Source organism: Roseibium marinum (assembly GCF_002906165.1).
Taxonomy (GTDB): domain Bacteria; phylum Pseudomonadota; class Alphaproteobacteria; order Rhizobiales; family Stappiaceae; genus Roseibium; species Roseibium marinum.
The window spans coordinates 25,904-42,286 of the sequence record NZ_PPCN01000011.1 but is presented as its reverse complement, the minus strand read 5'-3'; the positions used below and the strand labels follow the sequence as shown (position 1 = coordinate 42,286).

Below are 16,383 nucleotides of genomic sequence, written 5' to 3'. Positions count from 1 at the left end.
GGCTAAGGGCGCAAAGGCTTGGACACAGCTCTGCTAGGGTACGGACTCTAACTCAGCCGCGCCAGAAGCTGCGGCACCTTGCCTATATGGTCGACGCGGTGGAACCTGTCCTTGCCCTGCGGTTCATCCGCTTCTTCCAGCCCCCAGGTGATCTCGTAAGGCACATGGACGCCGTATGCCCCGGCATCGAGAGCAGGCAGAATATCGGATTTAAGGGAATTGCCGACCATCATCGCCTCGGTTGGGCCGCTTCCGTGACGGGAAAACAGGGTTCTGTAGGTTTCGGCGTTTTTGTCTGAAACAATTTCGATACCGTCGAAATAGACGTCGAGACCGGAGGCCGTGATCTTCCGTTCCTGGTCGAACAGGTCACCCTTGGTGATGAGGACAAGGCGGTAGATGCCCTTGAGGGCCTTCAGAGTGTCTTCCACGCGCGGCAGCGGTTCCACCGGGTGTTGCAGCATGTCGCGTCCGGCTTCAAGGATTTCCGCGATCACATCCACCGGGACCTGCCGCTCTGTGACCTCGATCGCGGTTTCGATCATCGACAGGGTGAAGCCTTTGACCCCGAAGCCGTAATGGAGCACGTTGCGCCGTTCGGCGGCCAGAAGATGCTCCCTGAGATGGCTGCTTTCGGAGTAGCCGGCAAGCAGGGAGGCGAAACGGTCTTCCGTGAGCCGGAAGACACGTTCGTTGTGCCAGAGAGTGTCATCGGCGTCGAAACCAAGTGTCGTGATCGCGGCCATCAGCCGACTTCCTCGTACTCGGCGGAAAGTTCCAGCCACTCTTCTTCCGTCTTCACCAGTTTCTTTTCGCAAAAGGCGCGTTCCTTGGCGAACTTGGCGGCCCGCTGCGGATCGAGGGCGAAGAAAGCCGGATCGGCGAGAGCCTTGTCGAGCTTGGCGATTTTTTCCTGAAGCCGGGCGATTTCCTTTTCGGCGACGGCGATCTTCAGCTTCAGCGGTTTCAACTGGCTGCGCTTTTCCGCCGATCCCCGGCGCTTTTCCTGCGCGGAGGCGTTGTCGGCCTCTTCGGCCGCCGCCTTTTCGCGGGCCTTGCGGGCCGCCTCGGGTCCTTGCAGGATCAGACGGCGGTAGTCTTCCATATCGCCGTCATATGCCTCAACCTTGCCGCCGGCCACCAGCCAGAGCCGGTCGGCGCAGGCTTCCACAAGATGCCGGTCATGACTGATCAGGACCACGGCGCCCTGAAAGTCGTTGAGCGCCATCACCAGCGCTTCGCGGCTGTCGATGTCCAGGTGGTTGGTCGGCTCATCGAGAATAAGCAGATGCGGTCCGTCGAAAGTGGCGAGACCGAGAAGCAGCCGGGCCTTTTCGCCGCCGGACAGGTCTTTCGCGGGGGTGTCCATCCGGTCGGTGGGCAGGCCGAAACGGGCCACCCGGGCCCGCACCTTGGCTTCCGGCGCTCCCGGCATCAGGGCGCGCACATGCGCCACCGCGTTCTCCGCAGGCTTCAGTTCGTCGAGCTGGTGCTGGGCGAAAAAGGCGATCTTCAGCTTGGACGCCCTGGTGATCTCACCGTCCATCGCGTCGAGCCGGCCGGATATCAGCTTGGCGAATGTCGACTTGCCGTTGCCGTTGGAACCCAGCAGGGCGATCCGGTCGTCCGTATCGATATTTAGCGTCAGCCTTGAGAGAATTTTCGTCTCTCCATAGCCGGTGGAGACGTCCTCGAGCTTCAGGATCGGCGGAGCAAGCTGCTGTTCGGGGTTGGGGAAATGGATCGGCTTGCTGCTTCCTTCCGTCAGGGCAGCAATCGGTTGCATTTTTTCCAGCATCTTGAGCCGTGACTGGGCCTGCCGCGCCTTGCTGGCCTTGTAGCGGAACCGGTCGACGAACGCTTGCATGTGCTTGCGCTGGGCGTCCTGCTTTTCCTTGGCCTTTCCGGCAAGGATCAACGCCTCGCGCCGCTGACGGTCGAAACTGTCGTAGCCGCCCGAATAATAGGTCAGCTTGCCGCCTTCCAGATGCACGATGCTGTCGACCGCGTTGTTGAGAAGGTCCCGGTCGTGGGAAATCAGCAGCACCTGGTGCGGATAGCGGGCGACGTAGTTTTCAAGCCACATCGTGCCTTCCAGATCTAGATAGTTGGTCGGCTCGTCGAGCAGCAGCAGGTCGGGCTCGGAAAACAGCACCGCCGCCAGCGCCACGCGCATGCGCCAGCCGCCGGAGAACGACGAGCAGGGCCTTTGCTGCGCTTCGGCGTCGAAGCCCAGACCGGACAAGATGGTCCCCGCGCGCGCTTCCGCGGTATGCGCGTCGATATCGGCAAGACGGATGTGGATCTCGGCGATCCTGTGCGGGTCTGTCTCCGTTTCGGCATCCGCAAGCAGGCGGCTGCGCTCCTTGTCGGCGGCGAGAACCACCTCCATCAGCGTTTCTTCGGTACCGGGCGCTTCCTGGGCGACCTGTCCGATACGGGCGCGTTTGGGGATCTGCACCGAACCGGTCTCGGTGGAAAGATCGCCGGTGACGATCTTGAAAAGGGTCGATTTGCCCGCACCATTGCGCCCCACAAGGCCGGTTTTGGCCTTGCCGGGTAACGTGACGCTGGCGTTTTCGATCAGGAGGCGGTCCCCGATCCGGTAGGTGACATCTGTAATTTGCAACATGGGCCGGATATTTGGCGAACCGGGCGCGAGGATGCAAGAGGAAAGCTTGGCTTTACCCCATCATGTCGCGGGCTGTGGCTTTGCTGCACGAACCTCCGGCAGCGAAATGGCGCGTGGCGTTCAACTTCGTGCGAAAAGGATAAGGTTCTTTTCGAGGAGAGGCTCATTCTTCCTCGTAAAGCAGACCGAGATAAAGATCGGCGAAAGCGCCGAGCATTTCGTGACAGAGGATGACTTCGCGTGCTTCAGGGTCCCAGAATGCGTTGTCCTCGCCGCAGGCAGCTGCGCGGAAGGTGATGTCCTCGGGAATGTCGTAGCGTGTGTCGAATTCCTTTGCGACGTCCTCCAGCAGCTCGCTGGTCTTCAGGAACTGCGCAAGGATCTTCAGACCTTCTGGAGCCGGGTCGTGAACGGCTTTTATCCTGCCGGCCGGCGTATTGCTCTCGCGAGCAAAGGACGCGGTTGCCAACTGCCAGGACTCGGACGCCTGCGCATAGTCGAAGGCGCAGCTTTCGATCCGGTCCTCAGGCAGGTCCAGCTCACGGGCGAGATCCATGAAGGCTTCCTCATCCGCCCCGACCATGAGGCACAGCATCCTGAAACCGCGTTGCAGGTCCAGATCGTGCTCATCGTAAAAGACCAGGTTCTCGCCGGTGGTCTCGGCCATCAGGAACCAGCCGATCATGGCGTCCCTGAGCATCAGGTCGACATCGCCCGTTTCGATTTCCAGCATTGTGACCGTCGCAAGATTGTCGACGGCGTCTTCCTCCTGGGCCAGAACCGGTAGCTCCAGCAGGGAGATCAGCATGTGCCCGCCCTCGTGATAGAGCGTGTGCAGGGCATTGCCGGCAACGAACAGCAGGAGTTCCTCGCGCTCCTCGGCGGAAAGCTCCGCCAGGTCTTCTTCGAGGTTGGCGTAGTAGTTTTCGTTTTCCTGCGCGCCCGCTTGTGTCAGCACGGCCGCAAGGCAGAAGAAGGCGAGGAAGAAGATCCCCCCGCTCACAAGCGTTGCGAGGCGTCCGGGTATCGCGGCCAGTCTTGTCATTCGATACGCAATCCGTCTTGAAGTCCGGCCGATCTGGTCAGCCCCCGTGCGCACAGATTAAGCCGCACCTGCCGTCAATGCCAGTAAACTTCCCGACGAGCGCAAGACATCGACGCGGGATTGTCTTGTGGCTGCCCCTTGCGGGCCGCGCGGGGCCCCGGTATGAAGGCCGCGAAATTCCTGAATGAGCCGGCCCAGCAGATCCGCCGGGCGCTCCTGCAACGAGAAAGACGAAACCATGGCGATTGAACGCACGTTTTCCATGATCAAGCCGGATGCCACCAAACGCAATCTGACCGGTGCCATCACCGCCAAGCTGGAAGAAGCCGGCCTGCGCGTGGTCGCCTCCAAGCGTGTATGGATGTCCCTGCGCGAAGCGGAAGCCTTCTACGCGGTTCACAAGGAACGCCCGTTCTTCGGCGAACTGACCGAATTCATGTCCTCCGGCCCGACCGTCGTTCAGGTGCTGGAAGGCGAAAACGCCATCGCCAAGAACCGTGAAGTGATGGGCGCGACCAATCCGGCCGACGCGGCCGAGGGCACCATCCGCAAGGCACATGCCCTGTCCATCGGTGAAAACTCCGTACACGGCTCCGATGCAGCGGAAACGGCTGCCGAGGAAATCGCCTTCTGGTTCTCCGGCGTCGAACTCGTCGGCTGAAGGTTTTAAAGACATTCTGTCGAAAGCCGGTCCCTCGGGGCCGGCTTTTTGCGTCTACAGACCCTGGTGCGTTACAGGCTGTTACACATTCTTACGAGTGCACGACAGCATTTCGACCATGTACATCTTATCTTCAATATGTCGGAGAACGGAACGGGAGAAGGATCATGCGCTCAACCAACGCCGCTTGCCGGTCTGGTGGTGAGTGTTCCCGCCTCAACAGACCTTTTTTTTGACCAAAACTTTCATACATTCGAAATAAATCAAGAAAGGCAAGATCATGAAAACGTCTGTATTCGCGATAGCCGCCCTGATGTCGCTGACCGGAGTTCCTTCGGTGCTGGCGGGCGAGGGGCCTGGCGCTCATTTCATCGAGAACTGGGATCTCGACAGCGACGGCGAAGTGACCGTTGAAGAAGCCCGGTTGCGCAGGAGTGATGTTTTCGCCAGTTTCGATGCCAATGACGACGGCTACCTGGATGCGGAGGAATACGAGTTGTTCGACGAGGCCCGCGCATTGGACATGGCTGAAAACGAGCCGGCAGGTATGGGACGCGGAGCCCGAAATCCGGCGAATGGCATGCGTCTTGAGGTCAACGACAACGACGGCGACGGCAAGGTCTCCCAGGCGGAGTTTCTGGACAACGCGCCTGACTGGATCATGAAGATCGACCGCAACGGCGATGGCGTGGTGTCGCTGGCCGATTTCGGACCTGGAAAGAACTGACGGTTTTTCCGATCGATTCCAATTGAAGGTCAGTTGATCCGGGGGCGCGTTGTGGTGTGTCTCCGGGCTTGACAGGCGGCCGAAGGGCGGGGAACTTGCCGGCTCAATCCGATTGGACCGAGATGACACAGCTGCCGCCCAAAACCGCCTTTTCCGCCTGTCCTCACGACTGTCCGTCCACTTGCGCCCTCGACGTGCAGTTCGATCCCGATGGCAAGGTCAAACGCCTGAACGGGGCAAGGGACAACGACTACACGGCCGGGGTGATCTGCGCCAAGGTCGCTCGCTACGCGGAACGGCTCTATCATCCCGAACGCCTGCTGAAGCCGATGCGCCGGGTTGGCGGCAAGGGCGAGGGCAGCTTCGAGGAAATCTCCTGGGACGCGGCTCTCGACCTGATCGGCGAGAGATTTTTGTCGGCCGAAGCTGAATTCGGCGCGCAAAGCGTCTGGCCCTACCATTATGCCGGAACGATGGGGCTGGTCCAGCGCGACAGCATTCACCGGCTGCGCCACACCAAGGGCTATTCGCGTCAGTTCGACAGTATCTGCACCAACATGGCCTGGACCGGCTACGTGGCCGGGACGGGAAGGCTTGCCGGACCCGATCCGCGCGAGATGGCGGTTTCCGACCAGATTGTCATCTGGGGCACCAATCCTGTCGCGACCCAGGTCAACGTCATGACCCACGCGATCGCGGCGCGCAAGAAACGCGGCGCCCGGATCATCGTCGTCGATGTCTACCGGACCGAGACGATGAAACAGGCCGATATCGGCCTGATCGTGAAACCCGGCACAGACGCCGCACTCGCCTGCGCGATCATGCATGTTCTCTTCCGTGAGGGTTTCGCCGACCGGGACTATCTGGAAAAATTCACCGACTGCCCGGACGAGCTGGAAGCCCATCTTCAGTCCAGGTCGCCGGAATGGGCCGCCGCGATCACCGGGCTTGAAGCTGCTCGCATTGAGGAAGCCGCGCGGCTGATCGGCGAAGTGAAAAAGACCTATTTCCGGCTCGGTTACGGCTTCACCCGTTCGCGCAACGGCGTCGTTGCGATGCATGCCGCCTGTTCGATTGCCGCTGTCTCCGGCGCGTGGAAATACGAGGGTGGCGGCGCCTTTCACAACAACGGCGCCATCTACGAGCTCAACAAGGAGATGATCGAGGCCGGATCGCTGCAAGATCCTGCCGTGCGCGCCCTCGACCAGTGCCTGATCGGGCGTATCCTGACCGGCGATGAAGCCGCCTTGCGCGGAGGTCCCCCGGTCAAGGCCATGCTGATCCAGAACACCAACCCGGTGTCGGTGGCCCCGGAGCAGGATCGGGTCAAACAGGGCTTTGCCCGTGAGGATCTGTTCACCGTGGTCCACGAACAGTTCATGACCGAAACGGCGAAAATGGCCGACATTGTTCTTCCCGCCACACAGTTTCTGGAACATGACGATATCTACAAGGGTGGCGGGCACCAGTATCTGATGCTCGGGCCGAAGGCGGTTGAGCCGCCAGAGGGGCCGCGCGAGAATATTTTTGTTATCAACGAGATAGCCGAACGTGTCAGTGCAAGATCTCATCCGGGATCCGATATGAGCGTGCGCGATCATATCGGCTGGATGCTGGAGAATTCCGGTTACGGGAGGCTCGAGGATCTGGAAGCGGGCAAATGGATCGACCTGCAGCCGGATTTCGAGACCGCGCACTATCTGAATGGCTTCGGCCACGCGGACGGCAGGTTCCATTTCAGGCCGGACTGGGGCCGCTCCGCGGCGCCCAACAAGCCGGAGGGCGATCCTTTCGGTCCCTGGCAAACGATGCCCGAGCTGCCCGACCAGTGGGACAGCATCGAAATCGCCGACGAACAGCATCCGCTCCGCCTGGTGACGGCCCCGGCGCGCTCCTTCCTCAACTCGACCTTCAACGAGACGGACAGTTCAAGGAAAAAGGAAGGTCGGCCCGAGGCCTGGCTGCGACCGGACGACGCCGCCCGTTTCGGCATCGGCGACGGCGCGAAGGTGACGATGGGCAACCGGCGCGGCGTGGTCACGCTTCATGCTCGGCTGGTTGAGATCGTCGCCCCGGGGACCGTGATTTCCGAAGGCCTGTGGCCCAACGACGCTTTCGAGGACGGCAAGGGCATCAACACCCTTACCGGTGCCGACCCGGTCGCGCCCTATGGCGGCGCGGCGTTTCACGACACCGCCGTGTGGGTGAGAGCGGTTTAACTCTCCGGAGGCGTCGTGTTTCCCGGTGTTTTCCAGCCCAGTGAGAACGGGTGTCGTGGACGAGCGCGCATTTTCCCAAATGGCAGATTGATCAAGTCACGTAAGCAACTTACCGTGATGCCAGAGAGATTCTTGCTCATCAGGCGCGATGTGATTTTCTGCGGACGCGAACTGTGTTTCCTGCCTGTCAGGACGCCAGGCTGCAGATCTGTCCAGATTGCCTGAAAAATAAGTTTTTTGGGGGGGGAAGCGTTGATAAAGGCTTTTGTTTCGGCCGTTGCGATGGTCGGATTCGCATTTTCCGCGCAGGCCGAGATCTGGTGCGATGCCACTCCGCCGAGCCCTTACAACACCGCGGGCGGACTAACGCCGACCGAAGGGACGTTCGAGGGCACGACGTGCGGAGAGCTTGAAGAGCGGCTGAAGACACCAAGCGCGACCCGGCCTTCCGGCGACAAATCAGCGCCTGAAGTCTACGAAAATCTGGTCAGTCTGTTCTTCATCAATATGTGCCATCGCCGATTGGCGCCCATCGAGGCTGGAAATCCCGTTGGTGAGGGCTGGTATCGCGACAAATATGTGCGCCAACTGGGACCGGACATGGCAACCGGCGTGACATTCGGCACGTCGGGCTCCGGCACATGGGAAACCTTTCAAAGCGCGTTTCATTCGCCCGCCGTGATCTGGTACAACCAGATCGCGTTCGATTGGATCTCGACCTTCCGGACCGGGAACGACTCGGAATACAGCCCGCCGGATCGCCCGATGCCCGATGGCGCGATCATCGTGAAGGAAATGCATCCCGCGCCTGCCACCGTGTGCCAGGATCGCGATCCGATGACGCTTTATCCCGATCACGGCATCGCATTCATGGTGCGCGAGGCCGAGGCGACGTATGATGGCTGGTATTGGGGTTATTATGCTTTCGCTCAGGGCGACACCAAAGCCGATGCGCAAAAAAACTTCGCGACGCAGACCACGAAACACGGCAACACCGCGACCACTCAGAACACTTCCGCCAATGACTGGCCTGCGCTTTACCAGGGCCCGCCTGCGATGGGCTTTGGGCAATATTGTTTGAACTGTCACGCTTCAGCCGTCGACAATTCGACATTTTCGACCATGAACAATCTGCAGGTCGGCGCGGGCGAACCAAAGAGCTATCTGACCAATTCCTGGTTTGAGAAGCAGGTGTTCAGCGACCCGACCTCCGTGACACCGTCGACCACGACAGGTACTTCCGGGGCGGCCGGCATCGCAAACGGGCACCAGCAGCGTGCCTTGCAGCCCGCGAAAGAGGCATTCCAGCGTCTCGACCCGGAAACGGCCAGAGGGCTGATCGAGACATATCTCTACGACAAGACCGTGGTTCCGGCCGATGCGGACGACGTCAGCATGATCAGCTCGACATATGACACCGCGACCGCCTTTACCGGAGAACCCGCGGATTCCAGCCAGTATCTGACATCGGATCAATGTGCCGGTTGCCATGATGCGGGCGGGACGGGGATGCAGTTCGACATGACCCGCCCTCTCACCGTGGCGGAGCATGCACAGCTCATTGAGAACGCAGGCGAGGGCGCCGCGGTCCCGCATCTTTATAACTATTCGCCTTATGCCACCTGGCGCACCTCTCCGATGGGACTGTCCGGGCGCGATCCGATCTTTTTCGCGCAATTGGCCTCCGAGACGAGGACGTTCCACCCGGGCACCTATGACAAGGGCGCAAAGAGCGTACCGAGCTTCATCGAAAACACCTGTTTGGGCTGCCACGGAATTTCAGGTCAGCGTCAGTTCCAGATCGACACGTATGATGCGTCGACAAACACCTGTGAAGAGTTCACGCGCGACGATCTTGACGCTATTCCAACGGCATTCGATGATCTGGCTGCACGCCATGCGGGCCTCGCCAGGGACGGGATCAACTGCACGTCCTGTCACCGGATGGATTTTTCCGACGCAACCGTAGCCGGTCCTGGCGATGACAGCGATGGTTCAAAAACGCCGGAGACACGCAACGCCTGTGTGGAGCAACGCCAGGAGATCTTCAGCCAGAACGGCGACGGAAAACCGGCCAACACCAACTTCGCGGCCACCTTCACCGGCAGCTTCAAGGTTGGCCCGGCGACGGATATCAACGGCCCGTTTGGCGGACCGGACGATCCCGCCGGAGCGATCAAAACCGTGCCGATGCAGAACTCTCTCGGCATAACGCCGAAATATCACGAGGGCTTCAAGGACTCAGTCGTTTGCGGCTCTTGCCACACGGTGCATTTGCCGGTTCTGGGCGTGACGGATCCTGCCGGAGAAAACCTGAACATTCTTGGCCATGTCTATGAACAGACAACCTATCCCGAATGGGCCTTCAGCGATTACCGCTCAGGCAAGTTGCTGGGTGTGGATCTGCTGGGCAAAGACGACCAGGGCAGCAAGTCGCAGGAATGCCAGAGCTGCCATCTGCCGAGCAAGACACCGGATGGCCAGGACTTCGTGAGCAAAATCGCGGGCATCCAGGAGCGCACGAATTTCCCGGCTTCCGATTACGCTGAATCGGCGGACAATATCGACCTGCCCTATCGCGAAGGCTTCGCCAAGCATTCTCTGGTCGGTCTGAACATGTTCCTTGTGGAGATGGCCGACAAGTTCCCCAACGTGCTTGGTCTTCTCGCTTCAAGCGCGACGCTCGGAGACAACGGCCTGGACCCGGCCGATTTGACAAAGCTCGCGATGCTCGACAATGCGAGAAACGCAACAGCGACCGTCGAGGTGGTGAAAGCTGCGTCCGCTCCAACGAACCCGGCGACCGGCACCCCCTTTGGAAATGCCTATGAGGTGACGGTGACCAACCTGACCGGGCACAAGTTTCCCTCCGGCGTCGGGTTCCGGCGCGCCTTTATCGAGTTCTCCGCCTATGACGAGGCCGGCAAAGTGCTGTGGCAATCGGGGGCTGTGAATCCGGCGGGACAAATCGTCGACGCGGGGAAAGACCCGGTCACGGGGGAGGTCTGGTGGACGAAGCAATGCGAACGCCCGGACAACTGGGAGGATCGGCCGCATCAGCCGCATTTTGAACTGATCACGGCACAGGATCAGGCGCAAATCTATCAGGAACTGGTCAGCACGCCGCCGGCAAATGCGACACAGGCAAGCTGCGGCCATGACGCGACGCCTGCCGGAACGCTGACAACCAGCTTCCTGTCGATCTGCGCGGAGGTCAAGGACAACCGGCTTTACCCGTCCGGCTTTCTGCCGCTGGCGCACCGGATCGAGATCGCGAAAGCGCTGGGCGCGCAAGCGGATCTGGCCGAAGATACGACGGCGCTGGGTGTGACCGATGCCAAGGGCGTCATCGACCCCGATTATGATGTGGAGGGCTCAAGAAGGATCTCGGGCGCGGACAGCCTGACCTATGCCTTTGATCTGCCCGGCGCGAGTGTTACCAGGGTAACGGCACGGCTGCTGTATCAGGCAACGCCGCCCTTCTATCTGCAAGACCGCTTCTGCACCGGCGCGGGCAGCAAGGACACGAACCGGCTGTTGTATCTGACGGAGAACCTGGTGGGCGACGACACGCCGGAGATCAAGGACTGGGTCCTGCAGGTCGGCGCCACGGCGGAGTATCGCGCCACGCCGTAAGTCCGGGCCGTCCTCTGTGGCGCCGTTACCCTTCATGCCGTCTTCGGGGCAGCATCGCCCCGGGGACCGTCATCTCGCAATCCCCGGGCTCGAACGACGCCTTCGAAGACGGTCATGACAGGGCGCGGCCGGAGAGGGCAGGCGGTTCCGGTGTCCGGCGGCCAGGTCTCGCCGGTCGCCGGCAATGCAGCTACTTCCGGTCCATCACTTCCACCGAAAGAACCGTCGGCAAATGCCGGGCGATTTCCTGCCAGCTCTCACCTTCGTCCAGGCTGGCGAAGACCGAGCCTGAATTCGTGCCGAAATAGAGCCCGGCCGGCTCGCGTTGGTCGCCGGACATTGCCTGACGCAGCACCGTGAAAAAACAGGCCTCCTGCGGCAGGCCTTCACGCTTGGCTTCCCAAGTGCTGCCACCATCGGTCGATTTCCACACGGCCGCTGCCGCATCCGGTGGAAAGCGTCCGTCCGTGTCGCTGTTGAGCGGCAGGGTCCACACGGTCTGCGGATCCCTGGGGTGAACGCGGATCGAAAAGCCGAACGTCGAGGGCAGGCCGTCGGTGATATTGTCCCAGCTCCGCCCGCCATCGGCCGAGCGCCAGACGCCGTGATGGTTCTGCTGATAGAGAATGTCGTTGTCGCCGGGCGCGCGCATCATGTTGTGCACGCAGTGGCCGGTTTCCCCGTCGCGCGGCGCGGCCGGATGGCTGTGGCCCTCGCAGGAGGCCGCATTGGAAAGACGGTTGCGCCGCTCCCATGTAACGCCGCCATCCTCCGTTGCGAACACGCCCGCCGCGGAAATGCCGATCCAGAGTTTTTCGGGATTTTGCGGGTCGGAAACGATCGTGTGCAGCACGAGGCCCGCCGCGCCGCCGTTCCAGCTGTCCGCGGTGGGATGGTTGGCAAGGCCATCCAGATGTTCAAAGCTCCTGCCGCCGTCGGAGCTTGCCAGGAAGCGCGCCGGCTTCGTCCCGGCATAGAGCTTGCCATGGGCGAAACCCAGCGACCAGATCTGTGAGAAATCGTCGTCGAAGGGCACAGGTTGCGGGGTCCAGTTGAGGAAGGCGGCCGTATCCGGATCGCTGGCGGCCCATTCGTCCATCGTGCCTTTTGTCAGCTTGCAAAGGTCCCAGCTTTCCCCGCCATCGGCCGAGCGCCAGACGCCCGCGCCGTGCCAGTCTCCCCCGCCGCCGGCCCAGATCGTTCCGGTTTGCGCATCGCCGATCACGTGATTGATCGGCCAGCCGTTGCATAGGGGCCCCTTCACGGTCCAGCCGGACCTTTCCGGCCCGCCCGATAACAGAAACGCTCCCTTGGTTGTTCCAACCAGTACTGTCAATTCCCCTGTGCTCATCGCCAGACCTCCACACAATTGCGCTCATTTTATCACCAAATGGCCGGTCGGCACGTCTTCATTTTGGGGACTTGCGGCGAAGGCTCGCGCCTGACAGCATGCGAAAATCGGTTGCGCAAAACTCGGAAGAAGTGGATGAGCGAAGAGGAAGACCGTCCCGGCGATCCTGTCTGTTACGCCTGCAAACTTGTCGGTGGACATATCGTCGATGAGCAGACCTTCAGGGATGTCAGCCGTTTCCGCAAATCCGAACGCATTCGCCTCATGGAAAAGCGGCGGCGGATGGAAAACGCCGAACGGCGGGAAAAGACTATCGCGCTGATCGCCAACCTGCACCGGTTTCTCGAGAACAAAGCCTTCGCGAGAATCGCCGTCTACTGGCCCATCCGCGGCGAACCGGACTTGCGGTTGCTGATGACGGATCTCAGCGGCGCGGGCCGGACCGTCCTGCTTCCTGTCGTGACCACGAAGGAAGCTCCGCTCCAGTTCCTTCCTTGGCACACCGGCTGCGCCATGTCGCGCGGGATCTGGAATATCCCAGTCCCCGCCACCGGTGAGGCGCAGGTGCCGGATATCATCCTCTCGCCGCTGGTCGGCGTTGACGACGAAAATTTCCGCCTTGGCAACGGCGGCGGATACTACGACCGCACGCTGGCCGCCTTTGACCGGAAACCCCTGACGGTCGGAGTGGGCTTTGAATTCTGCCGCATGCCGACGATATTCCCCTTGCCCTGGGATATCGCGATGGATGTTGTTGTGACCGAGAAGGGGTGATCTTTTAGAAAGGTCCACTCGGAACGGCAGGCGCCGGGAAACCGTCCATCTCCTCGCTCAGATATTCTCGCTGCGAATGGCCTCGCACACCGCGTCGGTCACCTCCTGCGTCGTCGCGTTGCCGCCGACATCGGGTGTCAGAATGCCATCCTCGCAGACCTTTTCCACCGCGCGCATCAGCCGGTCCGCCGCCTTCTTTTCTCCCAGATGGTCCAGCATCTGGGAAGCGGTCCAGAACGTGGCGACCGGATTGGCGATGCCTTTGCCCGTGATGTCGAAGGCAGACCCGTGAATGGGTTCGAACATTGAGGGAAAGCGCCGCTCCGGATCGATATTTGCGGTCGGGGCGACGCCGAGGCTGCCGGCCAGCGCGCCGGCAAGATCCGACAGGATGTCGGCTTGCAGGTTGGTGGCGACGATCGTGTCGAGGCTTTTGGGGTCCTTGACCATGCGCACGGTCATCGCGTCGACCAGCATCTTGTCCCAGGTCACATCCGGAAACTCCTGCGAAACCTCGGCTGCGATCTCGTCCCACATGACCATTCCGTGCCGCTGCGCGTTGGATTTGGTGACCACCGTCAGGAACTTGCGGGGGCGGGACTGCGCGAGGCGGAAAGCATAGCGCATGATCCGGGTGACGCCGGCCCTGGTGAAGATCGCGACCTCCGTACCGACTTCTTCGGGAAGTCCCTTGTGCGCCCGGCCGCCATGTCCGGAATACTCGCCTTCCGAGTTTTCGCGCACGATCACCCAGTCGAGATCACCGATACCGACGCCTTCAAGCGGAGACGAGATGCCGGGCAGGATTCTCGTTGGCCGCACATTGGCGTATTGATCGAAACCCTGGCAGATCGGCAGGCGCAGTCCCCAGAGCGTGACGTGGTCCGGGACGTCCGGAGCCCCGACCGCGCCGAAAAAGATCGCGTCGAATTCCTTCAACTGCTGCGTGCCGTCCTCCGGCATCAGGGTGCCGGTGCGTTTGTAACGCTCCGAGCCCCAGTCGAAATGGGTCACGTCCAGCGAGAAGCCGCCATCCCTGCGCGACAGGGCCTCAAGAGCCTGCAGGCCGGCTGCAATCACCTCGGGGCCGATGCCGTCGGCGGGAATGGCCGCGATCTTATAGTGCTTCATGGCTGTTGTCCGTTCAATCGTGGCCCGAGGTGCCGATGATACTGGCAGATTTCTTCCCGGTGCGCTTTCTTTCCTGGCAACGTCAGTCCGGCAATCTCGGCCTGACGATGGGGGCTGCATTCGTAAGGCCAAACGTGCATGGGATTATATGCAGATCCGCAATCGGTTTGCCGTGCGCTGTCCGAAGGAAAAAACCGGTTGCGGGCAAGGGTCTACGTTGCGGAAATGCAGGAGCCCCCTGCGTTCAACCGGGCGCAGGGTGCTTTCGTGTCAGGATGCGCGCTTGGGATTTCGCCTGTCCGTGTCAGGGCCACACCAGGTCGCCAGGCTCCGTCTCACATCCGCCGCCCGTCACGCGCGCACCTGCGACCCGGGCCTTGCCACCGGCAACCAGCGCCAGGGCCTTCGGATAGATCTTGTGCTCTAACTCCAGAACGCGCGCGGCAAGTGTATCCGGGGTGTCGGTGTCGAGCACCGGTACGGCGCCCTGGATGATGATCGGACCGTCGTCCATTTCCGCTGAAACGAAATGGACAGTTGCGCCGTGAAGCTTGACGCCTTCCTCCAGTGCGCGCTCATGGGTGGCCAGGCCCTTGAAGGAGGGCAGGAGGGCTGGATGAATGTTGATCATCCGGTTCGACCAGGCTCCCACCAGGAACGGCGTCAGGATGCGCATGAAGCCGGCGAGGGCGACGAATTCGATGCGGTGCTCCCTCAAGACCGCGTCCAGCTGCCGCTCGAAGGCTTCCCTGTCTCCGGCGAACTCCTTGTGATCGACCACGGCGGTCGCGATCCCGAGATCGGCGGCCCGCTCAAGTCCCTGAGCGTCCGGCCGGTTGGAGAGCACCAGGGCGATTTCCGCCGGATACTCCGGCTGCATTGCCGCCGAAATCAGCGCGCTCATGTTGGAGCCGCGTCCGGAGATCAGGATGGCGGTCTTCCTGCGTGTCATTTTGAAAGGCCCGCGGAAATAGTCAGGCTGTTGTCGAAGAGTACGGGAGCAGCGCCCGCCGCTTCGATGCGGCCGATCGCCGTCACCGTTTCGCCGGCGTCCCTCAGGACACTGGATACCGCTTCCGCTTCGTCTTCGGAGACAACCGCCACCATGCCGATGCCGCAGTTGAAGGTGCGCAGCAATTCGGCTTGCGCGACACCGCCGGTTTCCGCCAGCCAGCCGAAGACGGCGGGGACGCTTATGCGTGCAAGGTCGATCCGCGCCGAGCAGCTGTCCGGCAGCACGCGCGGCAGGTTTTCCGTCAAGCCGCCGCCGGTGATATGGGCAAGCGCCTTGATGCCGGAGGTTTGCTTGAGCGCGGCCAGAAGCGATTTGACGTAGATCCGTGTCGGCACCATCAGCGCTTCGCCCAGCGACTTGCCGCTGTCGAACGGGGCGGTATCGGACCAGGTGAGGCCGGAGAGCTCGACGATCTTGCGGACCATGGAATAGCCGTTGGAGTGGACGCCGGAGGAGGCAAGGCCAAGCAGCACATCGCCTTCGGCCACATCCTTGCGCGGCAGGATCGCGCCGCGTTCGACCGCGCCGACGGAAAAGCCCGCAAGGTCGTAGTCGCCTTGTACATACATGCCGGGCATTTCGGCGGTCTCGCCGCCGATCAGCGCGGCGCCCGCCAGCTTGCAGCCGTCCGCGATGCCCGCGACCACGTCGGTCGCGGTATCGACATCCAGCGCGCCGGTGGCGAAATAGTCGAGGAAGAACAGCGGCTCGGCGCCCTGGACCACGAGATCGTTGACGCACATGGCCACAAGGTCGATCCCCACGGTACGGTGCTGGCCTGTTTCAATGGCGATTTTCAGCTTGGTGCCGACACCGTCATTGGCGGCCACCAGGACCGGGTCGGTAAATCCGGCGCCCTTGAGATCGAACAGACCGCCGAACCCGCCGATGTCGCTGTCCGCGCCCGGCCGGGAAGTCGCCTTGACCAGAGGTTTGATGCGGTTCACCAGTTCGTTTCCGGCGTCGATATCAACACCGGCATCCGCGTAGGTCAGGCCATTGCTGGGCGGGGTGGTCTGGCTCATGGGGCGCTCCGGGACTTCGTGCGTTTGGCTGTGCCACGCGGCTTACAGTCTGGTGCCTCGGAAAACAAGAGGGCAGACCGTCTCTCGCCGCCCCGTTGCCGATAGCCGGAGGCAGCATCCGCACCCCAACCGAAACCCGCCGACGGGCTTGACCGAAACACGGGTTT

General features: G+C 61.6%; 12 protein-coding genes. 5 read left to right on the top strand and 7 right to left on the bottom strand.

Annotated features, from left to right (window positions below):
* Nucleotides 1–47: 47 nt before the first annotated feature.
* The 3 genes from CLV41_RS21020 to CLV41_RS21010 all read right to left on the bottom strand — a co-directional run bounded on the left by CLV41_RS21020 (nucleotide 48) and on the right by CLV41_RS21010 (nucleotide 3,677).
* A complete protein-coding gene (locus tag CLV41_RS21020) occupies nucleotides 48–746 on the bottom strand; it encodes an HAD family hydrolase (RefSeq protein ID WP_103224443.1) in 699 nt (232 codons plus the stop codon).
* Nucleotides 746–2,632 (bottom strand): ABC-F family ATP-binding cassette domain-containing protein, encoded by a 1,887-nt coding sequence (locus tag CLV41_RS21015; protein ID WP_103224442.1) that lies wholly within the window; start codon nucleotides 2,630–2,632, stop codon nucleotides 746–748. Before CLV41_RS21015 ends, CLV41_RS21020 begins: the two co-directional genes overlap by 1 nt.
* Before the next feature lie 163 nt (nucleotides 2,633–2,795).
* Nucleotides 2,796–3,677, bottom strand: a complete 882-nt coding sequence (locus tag CLV41_RS21010) for a DUF4344 domain-containing metallopeptidase (RefSeq protein WP_103224441.1) — start codon at nucleotides 3,675–3,677, stop codon at nucleotides 2,796–2,798.
* Between the two features lie 238 nt (nucleotides 3,678–3,915).
* Here CLV41_RS21010 and ndk point away from each other — a divergent pair, with 238 nt between their 5' ends.
* The 4 genes from ndk to CLV41_RS20990 all read left to right on the top strand — a co-directional run bounded on the left by ndk (nucleotide 3,916) and on the right by CLV41_RS20990 (nucleotide 10,920).
* On the top strand, nucleotides 3,916–4,338 hold the full coding sequence (gene ndk / locus CLV41_RS21005) for a nucleoside-diphosphate kinase (RefSeq protein ID WP_103224618.1): 423 nt from the start codon (nucleotides 3,916–3,918) through the stop codon (nucleotides 4,336–4,338).
* A 280-nt stretch (nucleotides 4,339–4,618) separates the two neighbouring features.
* A complete protein-coding gene (locus CLV41_RS21000) occupies nucleotides 4,619–5,065 on the top strand; it encodes an EF-hand domain-containing protein (protein WP_103224440.1) in 447 nt (148 codons plus the stop codon).
* Between the two features lie 122 nt (nucleotides 5,066–5,187).
* Nucleotides 5,188–7,284 (top strand): molybdopterin-containing oxidoreductase family protein, encoded by a 2,097-nt coding sequence (locus tag CLV41_RS20995; protein WP_103224439.1) that lies wholly within the window; start codon nucleotides 5,188–5,190, stop codon nucleotides 7,282–7,284.
* A 282-nt stretch (nucleotides 7,285–7,566) separates the two neighbouring features.
* Entirely contained in the window at nucleotides 7,567–10,920 is a 3,354-nt protein-coding gene (locus CLV41_RS20990) for a hypothetical protein (protein WP_146048618.1), read from the top strand.
* 190 nt (nucleotides 10,921–11,110) lie between these two features.
* On the opposite strand, the gene CLV41_RS20985 is transcribed toward CLV41_RS20990, so the two are convergent.
* On the bottom strand, nucleotides 11,111–12,271 hold the full coding sequence (locus tag CLV41_RS20985; RefSeq protein ID WP_103224437.1) for a WD40/YVTN/BNR-like repeat-containing protein: 1,161 nt from the start codon (nucleotides 12,269–12,271) through the stop codon (nucleotides 11,111–11,113).
* 135 nt (nucleotides 12,272–12,406) lie between these two features.
* Between CLV41_RS20985 and CLV41_RS20980 the strand changes: the two genes are divergently transcribed.
* Complete coding sequence (locus CLV41_RS20980) at nucleotides 12,407–13,045, top strand: 5-formyltetrahydrofolate cyclo-ligase (protein WP_103224436.1); 639 nt, start codon at nucleotides 12,407–12,409, stop codon at nucleotides 13,043–13,045.
* Nucleotides 13,046–13,102: 57 nt separating this feature from the next.
* Here the strand turns inward: CLV41_RS20980 and CLV41_RS20975 are convergent, their stop codons facing one another.
* The 3 genes from CLV41_RS20975 to purM form a co-directional block, all read right to left on the bottom strand.
* A complete protein-coding gene (locus CLV41_RS20975) occupies nucleotides 13,103–14,176 on the bottom strand; it encodes a tartrate dehydrogenase (RefSeq protein WP_103224435.1) in 1,074 nt (357 codons plus the stop codon).
* A 304-nt stretch (nucleotides 14,177–14,480) separates the two neighbouring features.
* The gene (gene purN / locus CLV41_RS20970) at nucleotides 14,481–15,128 is read right to left on the bottom strand and encodes a phosphoribosylglycinamide formyltransferase (RefSeq protein WP_103224434.1); all 648 of its coding nucleotides are present in this window, start codon (nucleotides 15,126–15,128) and stop codon (nucleotides 14,481–14,483) included.
* Nucleotides 15,125–16,216 carry a phosphoribosylformylglycinamidine cyclo-ligase gene (purM, locus tag CLV41_RS20965; protein WP_103224433.1) on the bottom strand — a complete coding sequence of 364 codons (1,092 nt, stop codon included), beginning with the start codon at nucleotides 16,214–16,216 and terminating at the stop codon, nucleotides 15,125–15,127. The genes purN and purM overlap by 4 nt, the downstream gene beginning before the upstream one ends.
* Between the last annotated feature and the right edge of the window lie 167 nt (nucleotides 16,217–16,383).